The organism is Cupriavidus sp. DF5525, from assembly GCF_040149425.2.
GTDB lineage: Bacteria > Pseudomonadota > Gammaproteobacteria > Burkholderiales > Burkholderiaceae > Cupriavidus > Cupriavidus pickettii_A.
The window spans coordinates 3,329,573-3,346,198 of the sequence record NZ_CP168265.1 but is presented as its reverse complement, the minus strand read 5'-3'; the positions used below and the strand labels follow the sequence as shown (position 1 = coordinate 3,346,198).

General features: G+C 65.0%; 15 protein-coding genes. 7 read left to right on the top strand and 8 right to left on the bottom strand.

Annotated elements, in window-relative coordinates; translation table 11 throughout:
• Positions 1-19: 19 nt before the first annotated feature.
• On the bottom strand, positions 20-1,654 hold the full coding sequence (locus ABNX08_RS15595; protein WP_349607296.1) for an ABC transporter substrate-binding protein: 1,635 nt from the start codon (positions 1,652-1,654) through the stop codon (positions 20-22).
• A 129-nt stretch (positions 1,655-1,783) separates the two neighbouring features.
• Between ABNX08_RS15595 and ABNX08_RS15590 the strand changes: the two genes are divergently transcribed.
• Positions 1,784-2,470 carry a tRNA (guanosine(46)-N(7))-methyltransferase TrmB gene (locus tag ABNX08_RS15590; RefSeq protein ID WP_022535995.1) on the top strand — a complete coding sequence of 229 codons (687 nt, stop codon included), beginning with the start codon at positions 1,784-1,786 and terminating at the stop codon, positions 2,468-2,470.
• A gap of 65 nt (positions 2,471-2,535) precedes the next feature.
• On the opposite strand, the gene ABNX08_RS15585 is transcribed toward ABNX08_RS15590, so the two are convergent.
• The 7 genes from ABNX08_RS15585 to ABNX08_RS15555 all read right to left on the bottom strand — a co-directional run bounded on the left by ABNX08_RS15585 (position 2,536) and on the right by ABNX08_RS15555 (position 11,331).
• On the bottom strand, positions 2,536-3,738 hold the full coding sequence (locus ABNX08_RS15585; RefSeq protein ID WP_022535994.1) for a DUF2863 family protein: 1,203 nt from the start codon (positions 3,736-3,738) through the stop codon (positions 2,536-2,538).
• A 115-nt stretch (positions 3,739-3,853) separates the two neighbouring features.
• Complete coding sequence (locus tag ABNX08_RS15580) at positions 3,854-4,012, bottom strand: hypothetical protein (RefSeq protein WP_022535993.1); 159 nt, start codon at positions 4,010-4,012, stop codon at positions 3,854-3,856.
• A gap of 262 nt (positions 4,013-4,274) precedes the next feature.
• On the bottom strand, positions 4,275-6,980 hold the full coding sequence (gene acnA / locus ABNX08_RS15575; RefSeq protein ID WP_022535992.1) for an aconitate hydratase AcnA: 2,706 nt from the start codon (positions 6,978-6,980) through the stop codon (positions 4,275-4,277).
• A gap of 288 nt (positions 6,981-7,268) precedes the next feature.
• Positions 7,269-7,835, bottom strand: coding sequence for a hypothetical protein (locus ABNX08_RS15570; RefSeq protein ID WP_349607297.1), 567 nt, complete (start codon positions 7,833-7,835; stop codon positions 7,269-7,271).
• A 165-nt stretch (positions 7,836-8,000) separates the two neighbouring features.
• A complete protein-coding gene (gene prpC, locus ABNX08_RS15565; protein WP_022535990.1) occupies positions 8,001-9,188 on the bottom strand; it encodes a 2-methylcitrate synthase in 1,188 nt (395 codons plus the stop codon).
• Between the two features lie 45 nt (positions 9,189-9,233).
• Positions 9,234-10,214, bottom strand: a complete 981-nt coding sequence (locus ABNX08_RS15560) for a CoA ester lyase (protein WP_022535989.1) — start codon at positions 10,212-10,214, stop codon at positions 9,234-9,236.
• A gap of 133 nt (positions 10,215-10,347) precedes the next feature.
• A complete protein-coding gene (locus ABNX08_RS15555; protein ID WP_010814614.1) occupies positions 10,348-11,331 on the bottom strand; it encodes a malate dehydrogenase in 984 nt (327 codons plus the stop codon).
• Between the two features lie 441 nt (positions 11,332-11,772).
• Between ABNX08_RS15555 and ABNX08_RS15550 the strand changes: the two genes are divergently transcribed.
• The 6 genes from ABNX08_RS15550 to ABNX08_RS15525 all read left to right on the top strand — a co-directional run bounded on the left by ABNX08_RS15550 (position 11,773) and on the right by ABNX08_RS15525 (position 16,600).
• Positions 11,773-12,648 carry a GntR family transcriptional regulator gene (locus ABNX08_RS15550; protein WP_022535988.1) on the top strand — a complete coding sequence of 292 codons (876 nt, stop codon included), beginning with the start codon at positions 11,773-11,775 and terminating at the stop codon, positions 12,646-12,648.
• A gap of 279 nt (positions 12,649-12,927) precedes the next feature.
• The gene (gene sdhC, locus ABNX08_RS15545) at positions 12,928-13,338 is read left to right on the top strand and encodes a succinate dehydrogenase, cytochrome b556 subunit (RefSeq protein WP_022535987.1); all 411 of its coding nucleotides are present in this window, start codon (positions 12,928-12,930) and stop codon (positions 13,336-13,338) included.
• A gap of 11 nt (positions 13,339-13,349) precedes the next feature.
• The gene (sdhD, locus tag ABNX08_RS15540) at positions 13,350-13,715 is read left to right on the top strand and encodes a succinate dehydrogenase, hydrophobic membrane anchor protein (RefSeq protein ID WP_010814617.1); all 366 of its coding nucleotides are present in this window, start codon (positions 13,350-13,352) and stop codon (positions 13,713-13,715) included.
• A 3-nt stretch (positions 13,716-13,718) separates the two neighbouring features.
• The gene (gene sdhA, locus ABNX08_RS15535) at positions 13,719-15,497 is read left to right on the top strand and encodes a succinate dehydrogenase flavoprotein subunit (protein WP_022535986.1); all 1,779 of its coding nucleotides are present in this window, start codon (positions 13,719-13,721) and stop codon (positions 15,495-15,497) included.
• Positions 15,498-15,531: 34 nt separating this feature from the next.
• Positions 15,532-16,233 carry a succinate dehydrogenase iron-sulfur subunit gene (locus tag ABNX08_RS15530; protein WP_011298473.1) on the top strand — a complete coding sequence of 234 codons (702 nt, stop codon included), beginning with the start codon at positions 15,532-15,534 and terminating at the stop codon, positions 16,231-16,233.
• Between the two features lie 79 nt (positions 16,234-16,312).
• The gene (locus tag ABNX08_RS15525; protein ID WP_022535985.1) at positions 16,313-16,600 is read left to right on the top strand and encodes a succinate dehydrogenase assembly factor 2; all 288 of its coding nucleotides are present in this window, start codon (positions 16,313-16,315) and stop codon (positions 16,598-16,600) included.
• Positions 16,601-16,626 lie beyond the last annotated feature (26 nt).

Below are 16,626 nucleotides of genomic sequence, written 5' to 3'. Positions count from 1 at the left end.
GGTGCAAGCCGCAGGCCTGTTATTCCTTATGGAAGAACTGCGCCAATGACCACTCGTCCGTCCGCGCCTCGTACTTCAGCCCCTTCTTCATCGCCCACATCGCCAGCTGGCTATGCGACGGAATAATCGCGTGGTCGGCCAGCGCGAACTTCGCCGCGGTGCGGGCATTCTCCTCACGCGCCTTCTCGCTGCTGACCGTCGTCAGCGATTTCTCGATCAGCTGGTCCAGCTGCGGGTTGCTGTACTTGCCCCAGTTCCAGGTGCCGTAGCCGGTCTTGGGATTGGGCGTGCCGGTGATCGAGCGCAGCGCCACGTCGGCGGCGGCCGAGCCCCAGCCGAGCATCTGGAAGGCAAACTCGCCCTGGCGCGCGCGTGTGAAGTACACGGCCACCGGCATGGTTTCGACCTTGGTCTGGATGCCGATGCGCGTCAGCATGCTGGCCGTGGCCTGCGCCACCGCGGCGTCGTTCAGGTAGCGGTTGTTGGTGGCGTGCAGCGTCAGCCCGAAGCCGTCGGGATAACCGGCGGCGGCGAGCAGCTTCTTGGCACCTTCCGGGTCATAGGCCTCGGGCTTGGTGCCCGGATGGCCAAAGATCTGTGGCGACACGATCGAGGATGCCGGCACCGCCAGCCCTTCCATGATGCGGTTGACGATGGCGTCGCGGTTCAGTGACTTGCTGATCGCGGCACGCACGCGCGCATCCTTGAACGGGTTCTTGCCGAGCGGCTTGCCGGCCTTGTCGGTGACGAAGGGCGGGTTGTCGTGCGACTGGTCCATCTGCCAGAAGATGGTGCGCCACGACACCTGCTGCTCGATCTTGAACCTGGGGTTCTGCTTTAGCTTAGCCACGTCCGCCGACGGCACGCTCTCGATCACGTCGACATCGCCCGCCAGCAGCGCGGCCGAGCGCGCGCCGTTGTCGGTGATGATGCGGAAGATGGCGCGGTCCCACTCGGGCTTGGGGCCCCAGTAGTTGGGGTTGCGCTCCATCACGATTTCCTGCCCGCGTGCAAAGCGTACCAACTTGAAGGGGCCGGTGCCGATCATCGCCTTGCCTGAGTCGAAGTCCGTCTGCGTCAGCGTGGCGGCGACCTTCTTCGGCATGATCGGCACGCTGTTCAGGTCATTGGCCAGGTTGGCGTAGTTGGGCACGCTCATGGTCAGGCGCACCGTCAGCGGATCGGGCGTGTCGATGCGCGCGATCGGCTTGGTGTAGCTGGTGAACGAGCCCGGGCTGTTGGCCAGCTTCTCCGGGCGTTCCAGTGAGGCCTTGACGTCCTCGCTGGTAAAGGGCGAGCCATCTTGCCACTTCACGTTGGGGCGCAGCTTGATTTCCCAGGTGATGGCGTTGACCGGCTTCCATGACAGCGCCAGGCCGGGGATATAGCGGGCGTTCTTGTCCATGAACACCAGCGATTCGAAGATATGCAGCGCGATCGCGTTGTTGGGGCCGGAGTTGTTCCAGTGTGGGTCCATCGAGGTGACGTCGGCCGACAGCCCGATACGCAGGTCCTCGGCATGGGCGGCGCCCGCCGGCAGCAGCGTGAAGGCGGCGCTGCCCAGCACCAGCGCTGCGGCGGTGTGGAGCAGGGTGCGGCGGGCGGGCAGGCGCGGCGAACGTTGCCGGTCGGGCGTGGCGTGAGTCGGTTTCATCGGACAGGCTCCTCGTACGGGTCCGCGCGGGCGCGGACGGGTTCTCAGGCGGGTTTGTCCCGCATTGTGCCGCTAAAGTGACATGGTTGCAGCCATATTGCTGCGAGGCCCTCCGCCTGCGCCGTTAAAATGGCGGCCATGTTTGCCAATTCCCCCACCATCGTTTCGGCGCAGTCCGATGTCCACGAACACCTGGCCGCGCGCGTTGCGCGCCACCTCGCCGAGCCGTTCCGCAAGCCCATCGGCGAGGCTAGCCGGCGCGAGCTTGCCGCGGCGCTGCAAAGCTGGCAGCAGGCCGGCGGCGCGCCGCTGATCCTCGATGCGGGCTGTGGCGTGGGCGAAAGCACGCTGCGCCTGGCCACCGCGTTCCCGGACCACTACGTGATCGGCGTCGACCAGTCCGAAAAGCGCCTGGCCGCCGGCAAGGACTGGTGGGGCGAGGCGCCGATGCCTGCCAACTTCTGCTGGGCACGGGCCGACCTGGTCGATGTCTGGCGCATGCTGCAGGCCGATGCGGTGCCGGTGGCGCGACACTACGTGCTGTACCCGAACCCGTGGCCCAAGATCGGACACCTGGGGCGGCGCTGGCAGGGTCACGCGGTGTTCCCGGCGCTGGCCGCCTGCGGCGATTACCTGGAGTGTCGCAGCAACTGGCAGGTTTATATCGATGAATTCGCGCAGGCGCTGGCGTTGGTGGGTCGCCCGGGGCAGGTCGAGGCATGGCACCCGTCACAGGCGATGACGCCATTCGAACGCAAGTATGCGGCGTCGGGCCACGGCTTGTGGCGTTGCGTGAGCGAACGCGCGCCAGCCTGATCGACGCTCCAATGAGAAACGGCCCGCAATGCGGGCCGTTTCCGTTCTTGCAGGTGTAGGCGATGTCAGTGGAACAGCGGCTGCTGCGTCGGCGCATCCTCGGGCAGCTCGGCGTGCACGATCTCGCCATTGCGGTCCGCATACAGCGGCGTGCCGCAATCCTCGCAATACTCCGGATCGAACAGCGCAGCGTGGCGGAAGATATCTTCCACGCCCGCATTGCGTAGCTCTTCGCAGATCTGCTCGAGCGGGTTGCCCTTCTCGTCGGCGTCGACCTCGCCGGCTTCGCGGCCATAGACCGGCCAGACGATGCCGTAGATCACATCCTTCTCGCCGCGCATGGTAAAGCCCACGCGGTATTCCTCGACCACTTCCTCGCCGAACGCCGCCACCACCGCGGCCAGCTGGCCGGCAGAGACATCGAGCGTGCCGCACAGGTAGTTGACCGCGGCGCGCACCGTCAGCGGGCGGATGCTCTTGTCGGACTCGCGGCAGGACAGGAAGAAGGCGTCGGGGAGCAGCAGCTCGAACTCGCAGCCCGGCAGCAGCAGCGCTACCGAAGGCTGGACCTGGCTGCGCCATTGCTCGAGGCAGGTGGAGCGCTCGGCATGGTGCTCCTTGGCGTCTTCCTGCCAGCGGAACAGCGCCTGCTCGTGCGGCGCGACCACCACCGCCAGCAGGTAGCGCGGGTCGGCCAGGATCGGCGCGGTCTCGGGCAGGTCGCGCAGGTCGACCTTGGGCACCGCGCCGGCGAGCGCGGCCGCGGCCAGCTTGTGCGTCAGCGCGAAGGTGTCGCTGTGCGTGCGCGGCAGCTGGTCGATGCTGTACAGGTACGGCGACAGCGAGACCTTGGTGCCGGTGGCCAGCACGTGTGCCTGCAGGTGCACCGCCAGCGTCTGCGCCAGCTCGGGCTTGAGCGAGCCGGAAGGAATGGCGTAGCGCGTATGCGCCAGGATCGGGGCGGCGATCAGCAGCGCGTCATAGCGCTGGCCGTCGACCTCGATAGTGGCCGACTCGGCCAGGGTCTCGGCCTGTTCGGCGAGCACGTCGGAGGCGTCTGCGTTGTGCTTGAACAAGTGTTCCAGTGCCGCGTCGAGCGCGGTCTGGCTACCGTTCTTCAACAGGCGGCCCAGGCGCTGCGACAGCCGCCGTTCCCAATACCCGTCCTCCATGCGGCTGCCCGAGGCGTCGAGGGCGAGCGCATCGGCCACCAGACGCTCGGCGTCAGGCGAAAGACGTGGGGAAGCCTTGGGGCGAAAACCTGCCATAGAAAGAAACCGTCCGTTTATGCGTAAAACGGTATTCTACTCGCTGCGTTGACAAGCAGGCCGCTTCATGCGGAGCGGCCAGCGCTCATCGGCGCGCGCGCGCTATTCGTCCGCGTTATTTCTGGGCTGGTGCGGCGGAAGCGGCGGGTGCGGCAGGGGTGTGGGTTTCGACGCCGTGCTGTTCGCCGGAGATGGACACGTCGCTTCCGCCCTTGGTCAGCAGGTAAAGCGCCGCGCCGGCGATGATAATGAATGCGATGAGGATCTTTGCCATGCTGTCTCCTGTTTCTGGCGATGCCGGGCGGGGCCCGGCCGGGTCAGTCGCAGGGGGGCTGGGCCGGCCCTGTCATTCTGACCACTGTTCTAGTGAAGCACAGTGTGGCAGGGCTGGCTTGCGTGGAACTTACACGCGCGCGACCGGCATCGGGGTGATGCCGGGGACGCAAACCGTGCCCCAATGAAAAACGCCGCCTGCCGCGGCCCGTCAATCAGGCTCAGGCAGGCGGCGTCAGCCGTTGCAGGCGTACGGGCGCGCCTCAGGCGGCCAGCAGCTGGCGCAGCACGAACGGCAGGATGCCGCCGTGGTTGTAGTAGTCGACCTCGATCGGTGTATCGATGCGCAGCAGCACCGGCACGCGCTGCACGTGGCCGTTGGCGCGCTTGATCACCAGCACCACGTCCTGCTGCGGCTTGAGGTCGCCCTCGATGCCCTCGATATCGAAGGTCTCGTTGCCGGTGATGCCCAGCGTCTGCGCGCTGTCGCTGCCCTTGAACTGCAGCGGCAACACGCCCATGCCAACCAGGTTGGAGCGGTGGATGCGCTCGAAGCTGCGTGCCACCACGGCCTTCACGCCCAGCAGTTGCGTGCCTTTGGCGGCCCAGTCGCGCGACGAGCCGGTGCCATACTCTTCGCCGCCGAATACCACCGTGGGCGTGCCCTCGGCGATGTACTTCATGGCCGCGTCGTAGATCGACATCTGTTCGCCAGTGGGCTGGTGGATGGTGAGGCCGCCTTCCACGCGCGCGCCGTCGGCCTTGGGCGGGATCATCAGGTTCTTGATGCGCACGTTGGCGAAGGTGCCGCGCATCATCACCTCATGGTTGCCGCGGCGCGAGCCGTAGCTGTTGAAGTCGGCCTTGAGCACGCCGTGCGCCAGCAGGTACTTGCCGGCAGGCGAGGTGTCCTTGATCGAGCCGGCCGGCGAGATATGGTCGGTCGTCACCGAATCGCCGAAGACCCCCAGCGCCCGCGCGCCGCGCACGCTGGCCACGGCGGCCGACGGCTCCATGCTGAAGTCCTGGAAGAAGGGCGGTTCGGCGATGTAGGTGGACTTGGGCCAGTCGTAGACCTGGCCCTTGGTGCCCTGGATCGCGCCCCACAGCTTGCTCGGCTTCTTGACCTGCTCGTAGTTGGTCTTGAAGGTGCCGGCATTCATTGCGAACTTCATCAGCGCATTGATTTCTTCCGAGGTCGGCCAGATGTCGCCCAGCCAGATATCCTTGCCACCCTTGCCCTTGCCGACCGGCTCGGTCATCAGGTCGCGCGTGACATTGCCGGCGATGGCGTAGGCCACCACCAGCGGCGGCGAGGCCAGGAAGTTGGCACGGATGTTCGGGTGGATGCGGGCCTCGAAGTTGCGGTTGCCCGACAGCACGGCGGCCGCCACCAGGTCGTTGGTGGTGATGGCATCGTTCAACTCAGGCGTCAGGTCGCCGGCGTTGCCGATGCACGTGGTGCAGCCGTAGGCGGTCACGCCGAAGCCCAGTTTTTCCAGGTACGGCAGCAGGCCGGCGGCCTGCAGGTATTCGGTCACCACGCGGCTGCCCGGGGCCAGCGAGGTCTTGATATGCGGCGCGACTTCCAGCCCGGCTTCCACCGCCTTCTTGGCCAGCAGGCCGGCCGCCAGCAGCACGCTCGGATTGGAGGTGTTGGTGCAGGAGGTGATGGCGGCGATCAGCACGTCGCCGTTCTTCACTTCGATGCCGTCGGCGGTGGTGTAGGCGCGGTCCAGGTCGTCCGGATCCTTGTTGAAGCCGTTCTCGGCCACCGGCTTGCTGAACAGCGAGGCGAAGGTGCTCTTCACGTTGCCGATCTCGATGCGGTCCTGCGGGCGCTTCGGGCCCGCCAGCGACGGCGCCACGGTGGACAGGTCCAGCTTCAGCGTCTTGCTGTAGTCGATCTCGCCCGCCTGCGGGATGCCGAACATGTTCTGGGCACGGAAGTAGCCTTCGAAGGCGGCGATTTCCTCGTCGGTGCGGCCGGTGCCGCGGAAGTAGTCGATGGTCTTCTCGTCGACCGGGAAGAAGCCCATGGTGGCGCCGTATTCAGGCGCCATGTTGCCGATGGTGGCGCGGTCCGGCACCGACAGGCTGGCGGTGCCTTCACCGAAGAATTCGACGAACTTGCCCACCACCTTTTCCTTGCGCAGCATCTCGGTGATGGTCAGCACCAGGTCGGTGGCGGTGACGCCCTCGCGCAGGCGGCCGGTCAGGTCCACGCCGACCACGTCAGGCGTCAGGAAATACACCGGCTGGCCGAGCATGCCGGCCTCGGCCTCGATGCCGCCGACGCCCCAGCCGACCACGCCGATGCCGTTGATCATGGTGGTGTGCGAGTCGGTGCCGACCAGCGTGTCTGGGTAGTAGACACCGTCCTTCTTGTGCACGCCCCGCGCCAGGTATTCCAGGTTCACCTGGTGCACGATGCCGAAGCCCGGCTGCACCACGCCGAAGGTATCGAAGGCCTGCATGCCCCACTTCATGAACTGGTAGCGCTCGTTGTTGCGCTTGAATTCCAGCTGCATGTTCAGGTCCAGCGCCTTCTTCTCGCGGAAGTGGTCGATCTGCACCGAGTGGTCGACCACCAGGTCCACCGGCACCAGCGGCTCGATCTGCTTGGGGTTCTTGCCCATCTTCTCGGCGACGTTGCGCATTGCGGCCAGGTCGGCCAGCAGCGGTACGCCGGTGAAGTCCTGCAGCACCACGCGGGCCACCACGAAGGGAACCTCGTCGATACGCTCGGCAGTCGGCTTCCAGCTGGCCAGTTGCTTGACGTGTTCTTCGGTGACTTTCTTGCCGTCGCAGTTGCGCAGCACCGATTCCAGCACCACGCGGATCGACACCGGGAGGCGCCCGATCGCCAGGTCCAGCTCCTCGCCCAACTGGGGGAGGGAATAAAACTGGCCCTTTGCGGAAGGGCCGATCTTGAATTCTTTTAGCGTGTTTTCTAGGTTATGGGGCATTGCCGTACTCCGATCGAAGGATGATGCGATGGCATTTGGCTCGGACCTGAATCGAGACCCCGGTGCGCTGCCGCGGCGATGACCGCGGTCCGAGGTCGGCAGCACACTGCAACTGCATACTCTAACCGCCGCGCGGCTTTGCCGCCACCCGGTTCGGATCGGCCGGGCCCCGGCGCAGCCCCTGCGCTGGCACGATAACGTGCCTGGCCAAGCGGATTTTCCCGCCCGGCAAGGCAAAAAGGGCGCCGGCGGCCGGAATTCAGTCGGCCGCCGGCGCCCTGTACGGACTTACTGCTTGGGTGCGGCGGACTGCTGGCTGGCGTCGGACGGCTGCTGCGGCTGGCCGCCCGGCGGCGTGACCAGCAACGGGCTGGTAGTCGGGGCGCGCAGGCCGCCGGCCTGGGTCGGGGCCGCGGCGCCGGCCTGCATGGCGGCGCTCTGGCAGTCGTCGGCCAGGCGCTGGCCCAGGTTCTTGTTGAACAGCATGGCCTTGCTCGGGATCACGACCAGGTCCAGGCCAGTACGGGCGTCGTAGTAGCGGTCGGCGCCGGTGACGGTGGACTGGCGCGGCAGCTTGTAGTCCTTGCCCTGCCAGTGCACGGTCAGGACTTCGTCACGCAGCATGTCGCCGGCGATGTACAGGCTGTTGCCCAGTTCGCATTGCCACTTTTCACCGGTCGGGGTGGCTGCCGCAGCGGCGCCGGCCGCTGCGGCGGTCCCGGCAGCTGCCTTCTTCTTGGTCGAAGCCTTCTTCTTGGTGGTGGTGGTCTTCTTGGCCGGTTCCTGCGCCATGACGGCGGTAGCGGTGGTCAGGCTGAAGGCGCCGATGCAGGCGGCAAGGACGAGATGTTTCATTTTGTGAGTGCCTTTCGGATTCCGAAATCTGATTTATGTCATCGCCGCCGTCACATCCGGCGGCGGCCTGGGATGGATTTCCGCCGCTATTCTCTACGATTTGCCTGGGGCGGCGTAGTGCTCTGGCCTTTCGTTACATTATTGGGATGCCTGGTCGGTCCGGGCTCACTTGCGCTTGCCAATGGTGACGAATTTGCGGTTTTCAGGGCCCACATAGTTGGCGCTCGGGCGGATGATCTTGTTGTCGATGCGCTGTTCGATCACATGCGCAGCCCAGCCGGAAGTGCGCGCGATCACAAAGAGCGGCGTGAACATCGCCGTCGGCACGCCCATCATGTGGTAGCTCACCGCGCTGAACCAGTCCAGGTTCGGGAACATCCTCTTGATGTCCCCCATCACCGTTTCCAGGCGCTCGGCAATATCGAACATCTTTATCGAGCCGGCATCCTTCGACAGCTTCCTGGCCACTTCCTTGATCACCTGGTTGCGCGGGTCGCTGATGGTGTACACCGGGTGGCCGAAGCCGATCACGACCTCCTTGTTCTCGACGCGGCGGGTGATGTCGGCCTGCGCTTCATCCGGGTTGTCGTAGCGCTTCTGGATCTCGAAGGCCACTTCGTTGGCGCCGCCATGCTTGGGCCCGCGCAGCGCGCCGATCGCGCCGCAGATGGCCGAGTACATGTCCGAGCCCGTGCCGGCGACCACGCGCGCGGCGAAGGTCGAGGCGTTGAACTCGTGCTCCGCGTACAGGATCATCGACGTGTGCATGGCGCGCTCCCACAGCTCCGACGGCTTCTCGCCATGCAGCAGGTGCAGGAAGTGTGCGCCGATGGAGTCATCGTCGGTTTCCACCTCGATGCGGCGGCCGTTGTGGCTGTAGTGGTACCAGTACAGCAGCATCGAGCCGAAGCTGGCCATCAGGCGGTCGGCGATATCGCGCGCGCCCGGGGTGTTGTGGTCTTCCTTCTCCGGCAGCACGGTGCCGAGCACCGACACGCCGGTGCGCATCACGTCCATCGGGTGGGCGCTGGCGGGGACCCATTCCAGCGCGGCCTTGACGTTGGCGGGCAGGCCGCGCAGGGACTTGAGCTTGGCCTTGTAGGCGGCCAGTTCAGCCTTGGTCGGCAGCTTGCCGTGCACCAGCAGGTGGGCGATTTCCTCGAACTCGCAGGTGTCGGCGATATCGAGGATGTCGTAGCCGCGGTAGTGCAGGTCGTTGCCGGTACGGCCGACCGTGCACAGCGCGGTATTGCCGGCGGTCACGCCCGACAGGGCGACGGATTTCTTGGGTTTGGGCGCGGCGGCCGGCTGCTCTGCCGCGGCGGCCGGTACAGCGTTCTTCGAAGCGGCCATCCGTGTCTCCTTCGGGGCGCGTCCGTGACTGGTGTTGGACTTGTTTCAGGCGAAGAACAGCGCTTCCACGTTGGCCGGCAGCGGCGTGCCGGTCGCCTGCGCGCGCTGCAGCAGCGACCAGTAATAGCGATAGCTGGCACGGTCGTGCAGCTGGCCTTCGTGGCGGATCGGGGCCCAGTTGTTTTCATGCGCTGCCAGCAGGATCTGGCTGGCGGCGCCGATTTCCTCCGCACCGGGGCGGAATGCCGCGACGATCGGCACGATCTGGCCCGGATGGATGCTCCACTTGCGCAGGTAGCCGAACTCGCTGCGCGCGCGCAGCGCATCGTCGCCGGCGCGCTGCGGCGTCTGCACATCGGTGCTGACGTTGTGTGACGGCACCTTGCCATGGCGGTGGCAGGCGGCGGAGATCTCCAGCATGGCGCGGCGGATCAGCGGATGCTCGAACTGCTGCGGCGAGCGCATGGCCTCGCCCGGGATCGCGCCGTGATGCGCCGAGACAAAGTCCATCAGGCCGAAGCTCAAGCACTCGACCTGCACCAGCGCGGCGATGTCGAATGCCTGTTCGAGCGCGGCATGGGTCTCGATCAGCACATGGATCGGGATATGGCGGGCGATGCCGGCATTGCGCGCCACCTGGTTGACATGGTCGGTCACGCGCGCGACCTCGACCACGTCGGTGACCTTGGGCACCACCACATAGGCCAGCCGGGCGCCGGCGGCGCGCACCAGCACGTCGACGTCCTGGCGCCAGCTCGGGTGCGACGGATCATGAATGCGCACGCCCACGCGATTGTGCGCATTCATCGGGCTGCTGATCAGCTGCGCGCACAGCTCGGCGTGCTCGCGCTCTTGGCCGACGGCGGCGCCGTCCTCGCAGTCGAAGGTGATGTCGAAGATGGCCCCAAGCTCTTGCTGCAGGGCAAGCGATTTGCGCATCAGCTTTTCGCTGCCCGCATAGTGGTCACACACCGGCAGCTGGACCGGGATGGCTTCGCCCTGGAACAAGACCTCGGAAGGATGCACGTTGGTTCGGATCGTTGGTTGTAGGGGAGGGGCAGAGGCTAGCGTAACGCCCCAATATGAAAAACCGGGGTCCGCACCGATTGAATCGTTGCGGAACCCCGGTCTTTGTCCTGGTCTTTCCTCGAGCGGAAGATCAGCCCAGCAGGTGCTGCACGCCGGCCTTTTCTTCTTCCAGTTCGTTCAGGGTGATGTTGATCTTTTCCTGGCTGTAGGCGTCGATCTCCAGACCCTTGACGATTTCGTACTTGCCGTTGGCGGTGGTCACCGGGTAGCCGAACATGGTGTCGGCGGGGATGCCGTACTCGCCGTTCGACGGGATGCCCATGGTGACGACCTTGCCGTTGGTGCCCAGCACCCAGTCACGCACGTGGTCGATGGCGGCGTTGGCAGCCGAGGCGGCCGACGACAGGCCACGGGCCTCGATGATGGCGGCGCCGCGCTTGCCGACGGTCGGCAGGAACACGTCGTTGTTCCAGACCGGGTCGTTGATCAGGTCCTTGACGCTCTTGCCGTCGACGGTGGCATAGCGGTAGTCGGCGTACATGGTCGGGCTGTGGTTGCCCCACACGAACAGCTTCTCGATCGACGAAACCGGCTTGCCGGTCTTGGCGGCGATCTGCGACAGGGCGCGGTTGTGGTCCAGACGCAGCATCGCGGTGAAGTTCTCGCGCGGCAGGTTCGGGGCCGACTTCATGGCGATGTAGGCGTTGGTGTTGGCCGGGTTGCCGACCACCAGCACCTTGACGTTGCGGCTGGCGACTTCGTCCAGTGCCTTGCCCTGCACCGTGAAGATCTGGGCGTTGGCTTCGAGCAGGTCCTTGCGCTCCATGCCCTTGCTGCGCGGACGGGCGCCCACCAGCAGGGCGACGTCGGCGTCCTTGAAGGCAACCTTGGGATCATCGGTGATGACCACGCCGGCCAGCAGCGGGAAGGCGCAGTCTTCCAGTTCCATCACCACGCCCTTGACGGCTTGCTGGGCTTGCGGGAGGTCGAGCAGTTGGAGGATGACCGGCTGGTCTTTGCCCAGCATGTCGCCATTGGCGATGCGGAACAGCAGGGAGTAGCCGATCTGGCCAGCGGCGCCGGTGACTGCGACGCGCATTGGGGCTTTAGCCATGAGTAAATCTCCAAACGATAGATGGGGGGAAACCGGTCGGTTGCGCGCTGCCGTGGTACAAGTGGCGGCACGTCACCGGGTGCTGGTTGTCGCCACAGCGGGGAGCGGCTGTCCGCCGGAGCCAGGTGGCGAGGCCACGGGGCGGAACCGGTGAGGGAGAGCCACAACGGGTCATGGTGATGCAACGAAGCGTAAGTCTACTGCGAAGCGTGGCGCCATTTCCAGACCGAATTCCGGGACGGAGGGCAGGCCGGGCCGGCTCGCACCGGGGCCGGGCCGCATTCGTCAAGGTCTGGCGGGCACTGGCAGGCCTCCGCGGGCGTGGACCAGCGCGAGTGTAGGCTGCGCCTCCCTTGCTGTCAATTCATATGTCTTATATAAGACATAAGACAATTAAGATCAGGCTGGACGCCTCTCGCCGTTTTGTGGTGAAATCCCGCTATGTCCTCCCTGTCTACGTCCCTGACCGGCGCGACGGCCCCCGGCGCGCAGGAATCTGGCGCCGCCACGCCCGGCGCCGGGACGCAGCCGCCTCCGTCATCTTCGCCGGCGCAGCCGCTGGTTTCGCAAACCGCCCCGCAAGCCGCCAACGCCGTGCCATCGCCCACCTTCAGCCCGCTCTACCAGCAGATCAAGGCGCTGATCACGCGCAGCCTGCAGTCCGGCGAATGGAAGCCGGGCGAGATGATCCCCAGTGAAATGGAGCTGGCCTCGCGCTACAAGGTCAGCCAGGGCACGGTGCGCAAGGCCATCGACGAGCTCGCCGCCGAGAACCTGGTGGCGCGCCGGCAGGGCAAGGGCACCTTCGTGACCACGCATCATGAAGACGTGGTCAAGTTCCGTTTCCTGCGCCTCGTCCCCGACGAAGGCGAACCCCATTATGGCGCCAGCCATGTGCTGGAATGCAAGCGCCTGCGCGCGCCCGCCGAGATCGCCCGGCTGCTGGATATCCGCACCGGCGACAGCGTGGTGCAGATCCGCCGTGTACTGACATTCTCCGGCGAGTCGACCGTGCTGGACGAAATCTGGCTGCTCGGCGCCAACTTCAAGGGCCTGACGGCTGAAAAGCTGACCGAGTGGAAGGGCCCCATGTATGCATTGTTCGAGGCCGAGTTCGGCACACGCATGATCCGCGCCTCGGAAAAGATTCGCGCTGTGGCCGCCGACGAGACGGCGGCCGAGTTGCTGTCCGTGCCGGTGGGCTCGCCGCTGCTGTCGGTTGAACGGGTGTCATACACCTATGGCGACCGTCCCGTCGAAGTGCGCCGCGGCCTGTATGTTACCGCCCGGCACTATTACCAGAACGACCTGAGCTGACCCCGGCGCACCGCGTGATCCCCCGCGCCGGTGCGCATTATTGCGGCTTTTGTCATGACGGTGAGGGCTGTTGCGCCGTCGTTTAATGTTGCGCGGCATTGGCGGCACATGTGGATTGTGTGCGATTGTCGGGCGGCGCATGTTGGTGCCCGATAGGCGAAAATTATTGGTGCAGCGCGCAACAAAGGCGCTAAAATCTCATGGATTTGCCCTAATGCATCCCGTTGCATGCAGGCAATGGCAGTTTCGTTTCTTTGTTTACCGCAAATGGGGTCTCGCATGGCTGAAGCCGTCAAACAAGCCAGGCCGGAGTTCCGGAATATCGGTATCGCGCAGATTGCGCGCTATCGGTTGCCCTGGGCCGGCAAGGTATCCATCCTGCATCGCGTCAGCGGTGCCCTGATGTTCCTCCTCCTTCCCTTCGTGCTGTACCTGTTCGAGCAGAGCATCACTTCGGAACTGAGCTTCGCAAAGTTCTCGGCCCTCCTGTCCGGCGGCTTCGTCAAGCTGGTTCTGCTGGCCCTGATCTGGGGTTATCTGCATCACTTCTGCGCCGGTATCCGTTTCCTGCTGCTGGATGTGCACGTTGGTGTCTCCAAGCCCGCTTCGGCTAAGTCTGCCATCAGCGTGCTGGTTGTCAGCCTGCTGCTTACCCTGATTTTCGGCCTGAAGCTGTTCGGCCTGTTCTGAGGAGAATCAAGGTGGCAAATAACAATATCGGTCCCAAGCGTCTTGTCGTCGGTGCCCACTACGGCCTGAAAGACTGGCTCGCGCAACGCGTCACAGCCGTGATCATGGTGGTCTTCACCGTGGTCCTGGCCATTGCCTTCCTGCTGTCGAACGGCGCTTCGTACGAAGCGTGGGCAGGGCTCTTCTCCAACCAGTGGATGAAGATCATCACGTTCCTGACCATTCTGTCGCTGCTCTATCACGCCTGGATCGGCGTGCGCGACATCTGGATGGACTATGTGCGCCCGATGGCCGTGCGCCTGGTGCTGCAAGTTCTTACGATTCTGTGGCTCGTCGGTTGTGCGGGCTACGCTGCTCAGATTCTCTGGAGGGTGTAATAAATGGTCGCAGTCAAGACTGGATTGCCGCGTCGCCGCTTTGACGTGGTCATCGTCGGTGCTGGCGGCGCCGGGATGCGCGCATCCCTCCAGCTCGCGGAAGCCGGCCTGAACGTGGCCGTGCTGTCCAAGGTGTTCCCGACCCGCTCGCACACCGTGGCGGCGCAGGGCGGTATCGGTGCTTCGCTGGGCAACATGAGCGAAGACAACTGGCACTATCACTTCTACGACACCATCAAGGGCTCGGACTGGCTGGGTGACCAGGACGCCATCGAGTTCATGTGCCGTGAAGCCCCGAAGGTCGTGTACGAGCTCGAACACTTCGGCATGCCGTTTGACCGCAACCCCGACGGCACCATCTACCAGCGCCCGTTCGGCGGCCACACCGCCAACTACGGTGAAAAGCCCGTGCAGCGCGCCTGCGCCGCGGCTGACCGTACCGGCCACGCGCTGCTGCACACGCTGTACCAGCGCAATGTGCGCGCCAAGACCCACTTCTTCGTCGAATGGATGGCGCTGGACCTGATCCGCGACCAGGACGGCGACGTGCTGGGCGTGACCGCGCTGGAAATGGAAACCGGCGAGGTCTACATCCTCGAGGCCAAGACCACGCTGTTCGCGACCGGCGGTGCCGGCCGCATCTACGCCGCTTCCACCAACGCCTTCATCAACACCGGTGACGGCCTGGGCATGGCCGCACGCGCTGGCGTGCCGCTGGAAGACATGGAGTTCTGGCAGTTCCACCCGACCGGCGTGGCCGGCGCGGGCGTGCTGATCACCGAAGGCGTGCGCGGCGAGGGCGGTATCCTGCGCAACAAGGACGGCGAGCGCTTCATGGAGCGCTATGCCCCGACGCTGAAGGACCTGGCGCCGCGTGACTTCGTCTCGCGCTCGATGGACCAGGAAATCAAGGAAGGCCGCGGCTGCGGCCCGAACGGCGACTACGTGCTGCTCGACCTGACCCACGTCGGCGCCGAGACCATCATGAAGCGCCTGCCGTCGATCCGCGAAATCGGCATGAAGTTCGCCAACGTCGACGCGATCAAGGAACCGATCCCCGTCGTCCCGACCATCCACTACCAGATGGGTGGCATCCCGACCAACTATCACGGCCAGGTCGTGGTGCCGAAGAACGGCAACCCGAACGAAGTCCTGAACGGTTTCTACGCGATCGGCGAATGCTCGTGCGTGTCGGTGCACGGCGCCAACCGCCTGGGCACCAACTCGCTGCTGGACCTGGTGGTGTTCGGCCGCGCGGCCGGCAACCACATCATCGCGCAGAACCTGAAGCAGAAAGAGCACAAGCCGCTGCCGGCCGATGCCGCCGACCTCGCGCTGTCGCGCCTGGCCAAGCTGCAGGCAACGTCGTCGGGCGAGTACACGCAGGACGTGGCCAACGACATCCGCAAGAACATGCAGTCGCATGCCGGCGTGTTCCGGACGCAGAAGCTGATGGACGAAGGTGTCGAGCGCATCCTGGAAGTCTCCGAGCGCGCCAACAACATCCACCTGAAGGACAAGTCCAAGGTCTTCAACACCGCGCTGGTGGAAGCCCTGGAAGTGGCCAACCTGGTGGAAGTGGCCAAGGCCACCATGATCTCGGCGGCCGCCCGCAAGGAATCGCGCGGTGCCCACGCGCACAGCGACTTCCCGAACCGCGACGACCAGAACTGGCTCAAGCACACGCTGTTCTACAGCGAAGGCAACCGCCTCGATTACAAGCCGGTGAAGATGGAACCGCTGACGGTGGAAAGCGTGCCGCCGAAGGCCCGTACCTTCTGAGCACCGCATCGTAGAGATAACAGGACCCACAGAAATGAAGCGTATTTTCGAAGTCTACCGCTACGATCCGGACAAGGATGCGGCACCGCGCATGCAGACCTACGAGGTCGAGCTGGACGGTCACGAGCGCATGCTGCTGGACGCGCTGGTCAAGCTGAAGAAGCTGGACGAGACCATCTCGTTCCGCCGTTCGTGCCGCGAAGGCGTGTGCGGCTCGGACGCGATGAACATCAACGGCAAGAACGGCCTGGCGTGCCTGACCAATATGCGCGAGCTGCCGGACCGCATCGTGCTGCGTCCGCTGCCCGGCCTGCCGGTGGTGCGCGACCTGATTGTCGACATGACGAACTTCTTCAAGCAGTACAACTCGATCAAGCCGTTCCTGATCAACGACGAGCCGCCGCCCGAGAAAGAGCGCCTGCAGTCGCCGGAAGAGCGTGACGAGCTGGACGGCCTGTACGAGTGTATTCTCTGCGCCAGCTGCTCGACGTCGTGCCCGTCGTTCTGGTGGAACCCGGACAAGTTCGTCGGCCCCGCCGGCCTGCTGCAGGCTTATCGCTTCATTGCGGACAGCCGCGACCAGGCCACCAGCGAGCGCCTGGACAACCTGAACGACCCGTACCGCCTGTTCCGCTGCCACAGCATCATGAACTGTGTCGACGTGTGCCCGAAGGGTCTGAACCCGACCAAGGCCATCGGCAAGATCAAGGAGCTGATGGTCCGCCGCGCGGTCTGATCCTGCGGCTGTCTGCAGTAGTAAGCGGCGCGTCAGCCAGAGCGGCTATATCTGGCTGGCGCGCCGAAAGTAGGAAGCCATGACTGAGAGTCCTGCCACCACCTTCTCCCATCAGGCCGATCCGCACAAGCGCGCCCGTTTGCGCTGGCGCGCCCGCCGCGGCCTCCTGGAGAACGACATCATCGTCGAACGTTTTTTCAACCGTTACGAGGAGAGCCTGTCCGACGAGGATGTGGCTTCGCTGAGCGTACTGTTCGAGCTCAGCGACAACGAGTTGATGGACCTGCTCCTTGCCCGCAAGGAACTGGACGGTGAGCTCGACACGCCCCCGATGCAGCGAGTGATAGGCCTGCTGCGTACGGTCTGAGTTTTGGTCAACATTATTATTCACAG

What these genes read in the sequence shown, in the direction of transcription:
- ABNX08_RS15595 (WP_349607296.1), bottom strand. Translation starts at nt 1,654, where the DNA reads ATGAAACCGACTCACGCCACGCCCGACCGGCAACGTTCGCCGCGCCTG.
- ABNX08_RS15590 (WP_022535995.1), top strand. Translation starts at nt 1,784, where the DNA reads ATGGCGGCCATGTTTGCCAATTCCCCCACCATCGTTTCGGCGCAGTCC.
- ABNX08_RS15585 (WP_022535994.1), bottom strand. Translation starts at nt 3,738, where the DNA reads ATGGCAGGTTTTCGCCCCAAGGCTTCCCCACGTCTTTCGCCTGACGCC.
- ABNX08_RS15580 (WP_022535993.1), bottom strand. Translation starts at nt 4,012, where the DNA reads ATGGCAAAGATCCTCATCGCATTCATTATCATCGCCGGCGCGGCGCTT.
- acnA (WP_022535992.1), bottom strand. Translation starts at nt 6,980, where the DNA reads ATGCCCCATAACCTAGAAAACACGCTAAAAGAATTCAAGATCGGCCCT.
- ABNX08_RS15570 (WP_349607297.1), bottom strand. Translation starts at nt 7,835, where the DNA reads ATGAAACATCTCGTCCTTGCCGCCTGCATCGGCGCCTTCAGCCTGACC.
- prpC (WP_022535990.1), bottom strand. Translation starts at nt 9,188, where the DNA reads ATGGCCGCTTCGAAGAACGCTGTACCGGCCGCCGCGGCAGAGCAGCCG.
- ABNX08_RS15555 (WP_010814614.1), bottom strand. Translation starts at nt 11,331, where the DNA reads ATGGCTAAAGCCCCAATGCGCGTCGCAGTCACCGGCGCCGCTGGCCAG.
- ABNX08_RS15550 (WP_022535988.1), top strand. Translation starts at nt 11,773, where the DNA reads ATGTCCTCCCTGTCTACGTCCCTGACCGGCGCGACGGCCCCCGGCGCG.
- sdhC (WP_022535987.1), top strand. Translation starts at nt 12,928, where the DNA reads ATGGCTGAAGCCGTCAAACAAGCCAGGCCGGAGTTCCGGAATATCGGT.
- sdhA (WP_022535986.1), top strand. Translation starts at nt 13,719, where the DNA reads ATGGTCGCAGTCAAGACTGGATTGCCGCGTCGCCGCTTTGACGTGGTC.
- ABNX08_RS15530 (WP_011298473.1), top strand. Translation starts at nt 15,532, where the DNA reads ATGAAGCGTATTTTCGAAGTCTACCGCTACGATCCGGACAAGGATGCG.
- ABNX08_RS15525 (WP_022535985.1), top strand. Translation starts at nt 16,313, where the DNA reads ATGACTGAGAGTCCTGCCACCACCTTCTCCCATCAGGCCGATCCGCAC.